Source organism: Streptomyces sp. NPDC006339 (assembly GCF_040612775.1).
Classification (GTDB): domain Bacteria; phylum Actinomycetota; class Actinomycetes; order Streptomycetales; family Streptomycetaceae; genus Streptomyces.
This window is the reverse complement of sequence record NZ_JBEXQW010000004.1, coordinates 238,145-249,112: the sequence shown is the minus strand read 5'-3', so window position 1 is coordinate 249,112 and position 10,968 is coordinate 238,145. Positions and strand designations below refer to the sequence as shown.

Below are 10,968 nucleotides of genomic sequence, written 5' to 3'. Positions count from 1 at the left end.
CCCTGGAAGGCCCTCGCGATTGGATCGCCGAGAGATTAAAGGGCTGAGGGAACTACGACTTAGCCCCGGCGGGCCCGCGTGCCTCGGATCCCCGCGTGCCCCGGGCCTCCCGTCCGGCCGCGTGCGGCGGCTCACCACCCGTCCGCGCGCCACGCGGCCACCGCCCCCGACCGCAGGCGACCGCTCACCACCCGGCCCGCGCGGCAGCTCACTACCTGGCCCCCGCGCACGGTGGCGCACCACCCGGCCCGGCCGCCGCCTCGCCGCCCCCGCCCGCCGAACCCCACGACCGCGCCCCGCGCAAGGCCCCGTCCCTCGTTCGGGTCACGCTGCGGCCGGATCCGGACACGCCGACCCCCACCCCGGCACCCTGTCGTCCATGCGTGCCGAACCCCCGCCCCTCGCCGCCGATCCCACCGCCCTGCGCGGTCTCCTGCCGGCCGTCCTCGAGGCCCTGCGTGACGGGGCCGCGGCGCGCGGCGGGCCCCTTCCGGCCGGTGGGCCGGAGGTCGTCGGGCGGCAGGTGCGGGACGCGCTCGGGCGGGTGCTGCCCGAGCGCGGCACCGGCGCCGAGGAGGCCCTGCGCACCGTCGTGCACGCGCTGGCCGCCGGCGCCGCCGACCCCGCGCATCCCCTGTGCGCGGCCCACCTCCACACCCCGCCGCTCGCCCTCGCGGCCGCCGCCGACCTCGCCGCCTCCGCCCTCAACCCCTCCCTGGACTCGTGGGACCAGGCCCCGGCCGCCTCCGCGCTCGAAGCCCTCGTCACGGCCGCCCTCGCCGCCGAGACCTTCCCCGACGCGCCCGCCCCCGACGCCCTCGTCACCACCGGCGGCACCGAGTCCAACCAGCTCGCCCTCCTCCTCGCCCGGGAGCGACACGGCCACACCCGGGTCGTCGTCGGGGCCGGCGCCCACCACTCCTTCCGCCGCGCCGCCTGGCTCCTCGGGCTGCCCGAGCCGGTCACCGTCCCCGCCCCCAACGGCACCATGGACCCCGTCGCCCTCGACGAGGCCCTCACCGACCTCCGCGGCCCCCTCCTCGTCGCCGCGACCGCCGGCACCACCGACGCCGGACTGATCGACCCGCTCCCCGAGATCGCCGACCTGTGCGCCGCGCACGGCGCCGACCTGCACGTGGACGCGGCCTACGGCGGCCCCGTCCTGTTCAGCGACACCCACCGCCCCCTCCTCGCGGGCCTCGACCGGGCCCGTACCGTCACCGTCGACCTGCACAAACTCGGCTGGCAGCCGGCCGCCGCCGGCCTCCTCGCCGTACGGGACGCCACCGACCTCGCCCTCCTCGCCCACACCGCCGACTACCTCAACGCGGACGACGACACCGAGGCCGGACTCCCCGACCTCCTCGGCCGCTCCCTGCGCACCACCCGCCGCCCCGACGTCGTCAAGACCGCCGTCACCCTCCGGGCCCTCGGCCGCACCGGACTCGGCGCCCTCGTCGACGCCTGCATGCGCCTCGCGCGGGAGCTGGCCGACCTGGTGGAGAAGGCACCCGGCCTGGCGCTGTACGCCCGGCCCACCCTCACCACCGTGCTGTTCCGGCCCCACGACGTCCCCGACCACACCGTCGCGGAGCTCCGCCGCACCCTCCTCACCGAGGGCCGCGCCGTCCTCGGCCGCGCCCGCGCCGACGGCCGGCTGTGGCTCAAGGCGACCCTGCTCAACCCCCACGCCACCCCCGGCGACCTCGAAGAGATCATCACCCTCGTGGAAGGCAGCACCCCCCGATGACCGGCAGCACCGGCGGCACCGCCAGCACCCCCCACCCCGACCCCGACCGCCCCTACGACCTGGTGGGCGTCGGCATCGGCCCGTTCAACCTCTCCCTCGCCGCCCTCGCCCACGGCGTCCCCGGCGGCCTCGCGACCGCCTTCTACGAACAGCGGCCCGCCTTCCACTGGCACCCCGGACTGCTCATCGAGGGCGCCACCCTCCAGGTCCCCTTCCTCGCCGACCTGGTGACCCTCGCCGACCCCGCGAGCCCCTGGACCTTCCTCAACTACCTCAAGACCCGCGACCGGCTCTTCCCCTTCTACTTCGCCGAGAAGTTCCACATCCAGCGCGCCGAGTACGACGCCTACTGCCGCTGGGTCAGCGGCCTCGTCCCCGGACTCCACTTCGGCCACCAGGTCGACTCGGTCCGCTGGAACCCCGAACGCCGCCTCTTCGAGGTCGACTTCACCCAGCTCGACGCCGACGGAGAGGCCGAGGCCCTGGGCCGCTCCTACACCCGCAACGTCGTCCTCGGCGTCGGCACCGAACCGTACGTCCCCGAACCGCTGCGCCCGCTCGCCGACGCCCCCGGCGTCCCCGTGATCCACTCCTCCGACTACCTCGCCCACCGCGACACCCTGCTCGCCGCCGGGCACGTCACCGTCATCGGCTCCGGCCAGTCCGGCGCCGAGGTCTTCCTCGACCTGCTGCGGGCCCGCCCCGCCGGGGCGGAGAAGCTGCACTGGCTGACCCGCACCGAGGCATTCGCCCCGATGGAGTACTCCAAGCTGGGCCTGGAGCACTTCACCCCCGACTACACCCGCTACTTCCACGCCCTGCCCGAACACGTCCGCGGCGAACTCGTGCCCCGCCAATGGCAGTTGCACAAGGGCATCGACGCCGACACCATCGCCGCCATCCACGACGAGCTCTACCGCCGCACCCTCCACGGCGGCTGGCCCGACGCCGTCCTCACCCCCGGCGTCCGGGTCCGCACCGCCGGACGCGTCGCCACCACCCAGGTGGAACTCCACCTGGAGCACATCCAGCAGAACACCCGCTCCCGGCTCACCACCGACGCCGTGGTCCTCGCCACCGGCTACCGCGAGCGCCCGGTGGACCGCATGCTGGCCGGCCTCGACCCGTATCTGCGCCACGACGCCGCGGGCCGTCCCAGGATCGACGCCGCCTACCGGCTCGTCGTCGACGACTCGGTCACCGGCTCGGTCTACGTCCAGAACGCCGAGAAGCACACCCACGGCGTCGGCGCCCCCGACCTCGGGCTCGCCGCCTGGCGCAGCGCGGTCATCCTCAACACCCTGACCGGCAAGGAGCCCTACCCGCTGCCCCGCCGCACCGCCTTCACCAGCTTCGGCCTGGACGCGCGAGAGGCGCCGAGCATCCCGGCCCAGGACCGGAAGCTGACGCCTCTCACACAGAACATCTGACGGGGGCGGGGCGGATCGGAACCCCGGACGGATCGGAACCCCGGGCGGATCGGAACCCCGGACAGATCGGAACCCCGGACGGATCAGAACACCGGCACGCCGTCCCGGGTCAGCCGCCAGTCCACCGACGCGAAGGCGGCCGGATCGACCGTCCCCTTCGCCTTCACCCACTGGATCAGGGTGTTGCGGATCTCCTCCGAGTTCGCCCAGAGCTGCGGGGCGCCCGCGATGTGCGGGAACGCGCCGCCGCCGCTGGCCCGGTAGTTGTTGACCGCGAGCACGAACCGCGCCGCCGGGTCGAGCGGCCTGCCCTCGAAGGACAGGTTCACGATCCGCTGCCCGACCGGCTTGGCGATGTCGATGTCGTAGGTCAGACCGGACACGGCGTCGTAGTTGTAGTCCGGGGTGCCGTCCGCGTTGGTGAGCTTCGCCGTGTCGACGGGCGCGCCCGCCGGCGTCCGGACGTAGTACTTCGCCGAGTACTCCAGGTAGTCCTTGAGCTGGGCGCCCGTCATCAGACGGGCCTCCAGGGTGTTCTCGAACGGGTAGAGCCCGGCGGCGTCCCGGATCGTGACCTGGCCGGCCGGGATGCGGGCCGTGCGGGAGAAGCAGGACGCCTGGGACAGCACCGGCAGATCCGCGTAGGCGCCGCCGGCCAGGGCCGCCTTCACCGTCTCGGCCTGGACGACGTTGATCAGGTCGATGATCGGCTCGTCCTTCCACGGCGCGTCGGCCGTGGTCATGGCGGCGGTGGAGGTGCCGATGACCTGGTTGACGTACGCGACGACCTTCTTGTGCTCGTCGGCGAGCAGCCCGGTGATCTCCGGGTCCTCCGGGACCGTGTTGGAGTTGAGGACGCTCGCGCCCAGCTTCTCGACCACCCAGCGGCCCTTCTCCCACACCAGGTCGACGTCGAAGAGGGTCAGCCGCTGACCCCACTTGAGCGGCTCGGACAGCACGACGTCCTTGCCGGTCTCCTTGTTGGTGACCCGGTACTCGGGGATCTCGGTGTGCGCGTGCCCGACGAGGATCGCGTCGATGCCGGGCACCTGCTCGGCCACGAGCCCGGCCGCGTTCTCGACGTACGGGAGCTGGTCACCGTACGAGGAGGTGCCGCTGGAACCGGAGTGCGCGGAGACGATCACCACGTCGGCGCCCATGGACCGCAGCTTCGGCACCCACTTCGCGGCCTGCTCCTCCAGGCCGGGGAAGACCATCTTCCCGCCGACGTTGGCCTTGTCCCAGATGGCGATGCCCGGGTTGGTCAGACCCAGCACCGCGACCTTCACATCACGCCCGTGCGGGGTCCGCAGCCGGTGCATGCTGTACGGCGGGAAGGCCGGCCGCAGCGTCTTCGCGTCCAGCGCGTTCGCGCCGAGCAGCGGGAAGTCGCACTGCTCCTGGAACTTCCGCAGCACCGGGATGCCGTAGTTGAACTCGTGGTTGCCGAGCGCCGCCGCGTCGTAGCCGATGGCGTTCATGGCCTGCGCCATGGGGTGGACCGGGCCGCCCGCCTGGGTGATCGGGTCGACCTTGGCGTAGTAGTACGACAACTGGGTGCCCTGGATGGTGTCACCGGCGTCGATGAGAAGGGTGTTGCACGCGCCCTTCTCCGCGCGGACCTGCTTCACCAGGGTGGAGATCTTGGCGAGGCCGACGTCGTTGTGCGCCTTGTCGTCGAACTCCTTGTCGGTGAAGTAGTCCCAGTTGAAGACGTTCCCGTGCAGGTCCGTGGTGCCCATCACGGTGAAGGAGTACCGCTTGGCCGGCCGGGGGCGGGCCGCGTGGGCCTCGCGGGCCTCGGCGGGGGCGGCGAGCCCGGCGGTGAGGGCGGCTCCGGCTCCGACGGCGGCGGAGCCCTCCAGGAAGGCCCGGCGGTTCAGCGGCATGTGTCTCTCCCCTTGGTTCAGCGCTGCCATGGCGCACAACGCGCGTAGATTCTGGCTCAGACGGCACGGTCGCAACAGCCCTTTCGGGTTACGGAGTGGGAAAGTGTTCGGTATGACACAGCACCCCCCGACCCCCGAGGCCCCCCAGGTGACGGTCCGCGGCGAGGGCCGCCTCGAAGTGGAGCCGGAGCGCGCCCGGATCGGCGTCTCCGTCCGCGCCAGGGGCACCGACCGCTCCGACGTCCTGGCCGCCCTGACGGCCCGTAACGCCGACGCCATCGCCCTGGTCAAGTCCTACGGCGATGCCGTCGCCCTCCTGGAGACCGGCGCCCTCTCCGTCACCCCCGAACCGGCCCGGCACGGCCGCGGCGAGCGGGTGCGCGGCTACCAGGGCTGGGTGCACCTGACCGCCGAACTGACCGACTTCACCGCCCTCGGCGAACTGGTCACCCGCCTCGCCGACCTCGAATGGACCCGGGTCGACGGCCCCTGGTGGTCCCTGCGCCCCGACTCCCCGGCCCACGCGGAGGCACGCCGCCAGGCCGTGGGGGAGGCGGTGCGCCGGGCCCGCGAGTACGCCGACGCCCTCGGCTCCTCACTCGTGGCCCTGCTCGAACTCTCCGACACGGGCCTCGGCCCCGGCATGCCGGCCCCGGCCGGCGGCGGGATGCGCATGGCCTTCGCGGCCGAGAGCGCCGACGCGCCCGCACCGCTCGACCTGGAACCGCAGCGACAGACCGTCACCGCGGAGGTCGCCGCACGCTTCGTCATGAGCCCGCCCGCACTGTGAGACACCCGGGCCCCGACCCCGTAAACCGCTCATCGGAGCAGCCCGCCGCACAGATTCAAGACTTGTCAACAACCTTTCACCGAAAGGTTGTTGAGTCGACATGCCCGACCCCTTCGCTACCGGTCGGTAAGCCCTAGGCTCGCCTCATGCGCCGAGCAAAAATCGTTTGTACCCTTGGGCCCGCCACCGAAACATACGACCAGATCAAGGCGTTGATCGAGGCCGGAATGGACGTGGCCCGCCTCAACCTCAGCCACGGCGGCTACGCCGACCACGAGGAGCGCTACCGGCACGTCCGCAAGGCCGCCGACGAGACCGGCCGCAGCGTCTGCGTCCTCGCCGACCTTCAAGGCCCGAAGATCCGCCTCGGCCGGTTCCGCGAAGGCCCCGTACTCCTTGAACGCGGCGACGAGTTCACCATCACCACCGAACCGACCGAGGGCGACCGCCACCACTGCGGCACCACCTACGCCGGCCTCGCCGACGACGTCACCCCCGGCGAGCGCATCCTCGTCGACGACGGCCGCGTCACCCTGGAGGTCACCTCCGTCGACGGCCCCCGCGTCCACACCCGCGTCGTCGAAGGCGGCATCGTCTCCGACAACAAGGGCCTCAACCTCCCCGGCGTCGCCGTCTCCGTCCCCGCCCTCTCCGAGAAGGACGTCGACGACCTCCGCTGGGCCCTGCGCACCGGCACCGACGTCATCGCCCTCTCCTTCGTCCGCAGCGGCCGCGACGTCGAGGACGTCCACCGCATCATGGACGAGGAGGGCCGCCGCGTCCCCGTCATCGCCAAGATCGAGAAGCCGCAGGCCGTCGACAACATCGACGACATCGTCGCCGCCTTCGACGGCATCATGGTCGCCCGCGGCGACCTCGGCGTCGAAATGCCCCTGGAACAGGTCCCCATCGTCCAGAAGCGAGCCGTCAAGCTCGCCAAGCGCAACGCCAAGCCGGTCATCGTCGCCACCCAGATGCTCGACTCGATGATCGACAACTCCCGCCCCACCCGCGCCGAGGCGTCCGACGTCGCCAACGCCGTCATCGACGGCACCGACGCCGTCATGCTCTCCGGCGAGACCAGCGTCGGCAAATACCCGATCGAGACCGTGCGCACCATGAGCCGGATCGTCGAAGCCGCCGAGGAGGACATCCTCGCCAAGGGCCTCCCGCCCCTGACCGAGCGGAACAAGCCCCGCACCCAGGGCGGCGCCGTCGCCCGCGCCGCCGCCGAGATCGGCGACTTCCTCGGCGCCAAGTTCCTGGTCGCCTTCACCCAGTCCGGCGACACCGTCAAGCGCCTCTCCCGCTACCGCTCCCCGATCCCCCTCCTCGCCTTCACCCCCGACCCGGCCACCCGCTCCCAGCTCAACCTCACCTGGGGCGTCGAGACCTTCCTCGGCCCGCACGTCGACTCGACCGACGCGATGGTCGCCCAGGTCGACGAGGAACTCCTCCGCATCGGCCGCTGCCGGAAGGGCGACACCGTCGTCATCACCGCCGGCTCCCCGCCCGGCGTGGCGGGCTCCACGAACATGGTCCGGGTGCACCACATCGGAGACCCGGTGACGGGCTGACGGACGGCGTCAGTACTTGGGGCCGACGTGGGCGTCCATCAGAGCGACGGAGGCTCTGCGGGCCACGGACACGTTGAACGGATCGCCGCCCCGGGTGAGCGCCGTCCACTCGACACCCAGCGTGTCGAGGGTGTCGGTGTAGAGCCGCCGGATGTCGTCCGACGTGTTGGTGAAGAAGTACCGGGGATACTCGTAGCGCTTGCGCTCCCCGCCGACGAGGCGGGTGGTCCAGTTGGTGATCCGACACCCGTCGGAGTGGACGAGACCGCGGATGAAGTCCCAAGGGTGGGCGTCGACGATCTCCTGCTGCCAGGCTTCGAGGACGATGCGCCGCTCGTGCTTCTTTCCCGGCCCGTGTTGCGGGAAGAGGCATTTCCAGTGCCGGCCGTAGCTGGTGACGGCGACACACCCCTGCTTCTTGAGGATGCAGACGCTTCCTTCGGGGCGTACGGCCAGAACCGCCTCTCGGCACGCGTCGATCAGCCCTGGCCAGGCATCGGCGCAGGCGATGCGGAGAAGGTGCCCGCCTCGGGGGTGGTCGCTGATGCAGCCGTCGCCGAGGTAGAGACCGAGGAGGTAGGCGTACGCGGCCGTGGCGACGGGGAGGCCCGGCACCGGCCGGCATCGCGGGCACGGCGCGGTCTGGGCGGAGACGCGCGGCTTCGGCTCGAGCTGCGCCTGCCACGCGCGTATCGCATGACGCGAGATGTTCAACTGCTTGCTGACGGAGTTGAGGCTGCGGCCCTGGGCGACGAGAGCCAGCGCCCGCTTGCGGGTCCCGAGGTCGTACATGCGATCGAGCCTGGCTCGCCCACCCCTGCGGCGGGGCACGGATCGCGGTAGTTCACGCGTTCGAGTGACGACCGATCAACGAATCGTGACCTTGGAAACTAAGGTGAAGTGCCCCGGGTGGGATTCGAACCCACGCTGTATGGTGTTTGAGACCACTGCCTCTTCCGCTGGGCTACCGGGGCTCCTTCGAAACGAAGGTCAGTGGCAACCTGCTGTGTCTCAAACATACAGGACCTAGGTAGGCTCAGGTAGCAGTACCTGCCCGATAACGAGGAGCCCGCGTGACCGCCCCCGAGTCGCCCCAGCCCGCCGCAGACGACGACGCCGCCACCGCGTCCCACGTCCCGCCGCTGACGACCCGCGTCGTCATCGCCGAGGACGAGGCCCTCATCCGTCTCGATCTCAAAGAGATGCTGGAGGAGGAGGGCTACACCGTCGTCGGCGAGGCCGGCGACGGGGCCACGGCCGTCGAGCTGGCCCGGGAGCACAAGCCGGACCTGGTGATCCTGGACGTGAAGATGCCCGTCCTCGACGGCATCTCGGCGGCCGAGAAGATCGCCGGCGAGTCCATCGCCCCGGTCCTCATGCTCACCGCCTTCTCGCAGCGCGAGCTCGTCGAGCGCGCCCGGGACGCCGGTGCCATGGCGTATCTGGTGAAGCCGTTCAGCAAGAGCGACGTCGTGCCGGCCATCGAGATGGCCGTCTCCCGCTTCGCCGAGCTGCGCGCCCTGGAGAACGAGGTCGCCGACCTCACCCAGCGCCTGGAGACCCGCAAGCTCGTCGACCGCGCCAAGTCGATCCTCCAGACGCAGTACGGGCTGACCGAGCCCGCCGCGTTCCGCTGGATCCAGAAGACCTCCATGGACCGCCGCATGTCGATGCAGCAGGTCGCCGAGGCGGTCATCGAGGACGCCGAGGAGAAGAAGGCCGCCAAGGCCAAGGAGCAGTAGCCCGCCCCTGCGGACGGCACGGAGAAGGCCCGCCTCACGTCATCGTGGGGCGGGCCTTCCGTATGAGGAGGGGAGGGGTTACTCCTCGCCGAGGTACGTCTTGCGCACGTCGTCGTTGTGGAGCAGTTCCTGACCCGTGCCGGACAGCTTGATCTTGCCCACCTCGAGCACGTACGCCTGGTCCGCGAGCGACAGCGCGGCCTGCGCGTTCTGCTCGATGAGCAGGATCGTCATGCCCTCGGACTTCAGCGTGGCGATGGTCTCCATGATCTTCTGCATCATGATCGGGGAGAGGCCCATCGAGGGCTCGTCCAGCATCAGCAGCTTGGGCTGGGACATCAGTGCCCTGCCCATCGCCAGCATCTGCTGCTCACCGCCGGAGAGGGTGCCCGCGGCCTGCTTGCGACGCTCGCCCAGGATCGGGAAGAGGTCGTAGGCCCGCTGGATGTCCCGCTCGATGCCGTCCTTGTCGCTGCGCAGGAAGGCGCCGAGCTGGAGGTTCTCGGCGATGGTGAGCCGGGGGAAGATGTGCCGGCCCTCGGGGGAGTGGGCGAGGCCCAGGGAGACCACCTTGTGGGCCGGGATGCCGTTGAGCACCTGGCCGTCGAAGACGATCTTGCCGGCGGTGGGCTTGAGCAGGCCCGAGAGGGTCCGCAGGGTCGTGGTCTTGCCGGCGCCGTTGGTGCCGATCAGGGCGACGACCTGGCCCGCCTCGACGGAGAAGGAGATGCCCTTGACGGCCTCGATCTTGCCGTAGGCGACCCTGAGGTCCTCGACCTCCAGAAGTGCGGTCACTTGGAGTCTCCTTCGGTGGTGCTGTCCGCGTCGGCGGCCGGAGCCGCCTCGTCGGCGTCGTCGGCGTCGGCCGGAGCCTCGGTCTCGGCTTCGGTCTCCGCCTCCGCCTCCGCCTCGGTCTCGGCGGTCTCCGCCTCGGCGTGGGCCTCCGCGGCCTCGACCTCGGCGACCTCCTCCGCGCCGGGCGCGCCCTCGAAGGGCGTGCCCAGGTAGGCGGCCACGACGCGCTCGTCGCCCTGGACGACCTCGGCGGTGCCCTCGACGAGCTTCTCGCCCTGGACGAGGACGGCCACCCGGTCGCACAGCTTGAAGATGAACTTCATGTCGTGCTCGATGACCAGGACCGCGATGCCGCGGTCGCGGATCGCGAAGACCAGTTCCTCGGTGGTGCGGGTCTCGCTCTGGTTCATGCCGGCCGTGGGCTCGTCGAGCAGCAGCAGACCGGGGTCGCTGGCGAGCGCGCGGGCGATCTCCAGCTTGCGCTGCTCGCCGTACGGCAGGTTGCGCGCCAGGTACTCGGCCTTGTCGGCGAGGCCGACGAACTCCAGGAGTTCCATGGCGCGTTCGCGGGAGGCGGCCTCCGCCTTCTTGAAGCCGGGGCCGCGCAGCAGCGCGGACCAGAGGCCCTCCTTGGTCCGGGTGTGCCGTCCGACGAGGACGTTCTCCAGGACCGTCATGTTGGAGAAGAGGCGGATGTTCTGGAAGGTGCGGGCGATGCCGGCCTGGGTGACCAGGTGCGGCTTGGGCGGCAGCACCGTGCCCTTGTAGCTGACCTGGCCCTCGGTCGGGACGTACAGACCGGTCAGGCAGTTGAAGAAGGTGGTCTTGCCGGCGCCGTTGGGGCCGATCAGGCCGACGATCTCGCCCTCGCGGACGGTGAGGTCGACTCCGCGGACGGCGGTCAGACCGCCGAAGCGCATGGTCACCCCGCTCGCGTCCAGGACGGTGGCCGCCGTGGCGGTGCCCGTGGTGGTGTCCGTGGTGGTGGTCGTCAT

The 10,968-nt window shown here is 71.4% G+C and carries 9 protein-coding genes and 1 tRNA gene; 5 read left to right on the top strand and 5 right to left on the bottom strand.

Going from position 1 to position 10,968, the window contains the following annotated elements; translation table 11 throughout:
* Positions 1-379 precede the first annotated feature (379 nt).
* Together ABZ135_RS05120 and ABZ135_RS05115 are read left to right on the top strand one after the other, a co-directional pair.
* A complete protein-coding gene (locus tag ABZ135_RS05120; protein ID WP_356691897.1) occupies positions 380-1,750 on the top strand; it encodes an aminotransferase class V-fold PLP-dependent enzyme in 1,371 nt (456 codons plus the stop codon).
* Positions 1,747-3,180, top strand: coding sequence for a SidA/IucD/PvdA family monooxygenase (locus ABZ135_RS05115; RefSeq protein WP_356691895.1), 1,434 nt, complete (start codon positions 1,747-1,749; stop codon positions 3,178-3,180). Before ABZ135_RS05120 ends, ABZ135_RS05115 begins: the two co-directional genes overlap by 4 nt.
* Before the next feature lie 83 nt (positions 3,181-3,263).
* Here ABZ135_RS05115 and ABZ135_RS05110 read toward each other — a convergent pair whose 3' ends face one another.
* Complete coding sequence (locus ABZ135_RS05110; protein WP_356691893.1) at positions 3,264-5,069, bottom strand: 5'-nucleotidase C-terminal domain-containing protein; 1,806 nt, start codon at positions 5,067-5,069, stop codon at positions 3,264-3,266.
* Between the two features lie 112 nt (positions 5,070-5,181).
* Here ABZ135_RS05110 and ABZ135_RS05105 point away from each other — a divergent pair, with 112 nt between their 5' ends.
* A complete protein-coding gene (locus ABZ135_RS05105; RefSeq protein ID WP_356691891.1) occupies positions 5,182-5,859 on the top strand; it encodes an SIMPL domain-containing protein in 678 nt (225 codons plus the stop codon).
* 146 nt (positions 5,860-6,005) lie between these two features.
* Positions 6,006-7,436, top strand: a complete 1,431-nt coding sequence (gene pyk, locus ABZ135_RS05100) for a pyruvate kinase (protein WP_356691889.1) — start codon at positions 6,006-6,008, stop codon at positions 7,434-7,436.
* 9 nt (positions 7,437-7,445) lie between these two features.
* Here the strand turns inward: pyk and ABZ135_RS05095 are convergent, their stop codons facing one another.
* Both ABZ135_RS05095 and ABZ135_RS05090 read right to left on the bottom strand, forming a co-directional pair.
* A complete protein-coding gene (locus tag ABZ135_RS05095) occupies positions 7,446-8,228 on the bottom strand; it encodes a helix-turn-helix domain-containing protein (protein ID WP_356691887.1) in 783 nt (260 codons plus the stop codon).
* A 109-nt stretch (positions 8,229-8,337) separates the two neighbouring features.
* A tRNA-Leu gene (locus tag ABZ135_RS05090) sits at positions 8,338-8,410 on the bottom strand.
* A 99-nt stretch (positions 8,411-8,509) separates the two neighbouring features.
* Between ABZ135_RS05090 and ABZ135_RS05085 the strand changes: the two genes are divergently transcribed.
* On the top strand, positions 8,510-9,178 hold the full coding sequence (locus ABZ135_RS05085) for a response regulator (protein ID WP_356691885.1): 669 nt from the start codon (positions 8,510-8,512) through the stop codon (positions 9,176-9,178).
* 78 nt (positions 9,179-9,256) lie between these two features.
* On the opposite strand, the gene ABZ135_RS05080 is transcribed toward ABZ135_RS05085, so the two are convergent.
* Both ABZ135_RS05080 and ABZ135_RS05075 read right to left on the bottom strand, forming a co-directional pair.
* On the bottom strand, positions 9,257-9,973 hold the full coding sequence (locus ABZ135_RS05080; protein WP_356691883.1) for an ABC transporter ATP-binding protein: 717 nt from the start codon (positions 9,971-9,973) through the stop codon (positions 9,257-9,259).
* Positions 9,970-10,968, bottom strand: a complete 999-nt coding sequence (locus tag ABZ135_RS05075) for an ABC transporter ATP-binding protein (RefSeq protein WP_356691881.1) — start codon at positions 10,966-10,968, stop codon at positions 9,970-9,972. The genes ABZ135_RS05080 and ABZ135_RS05075 overlap by 4 nt, the downstream gene beginning before the upstream one ends.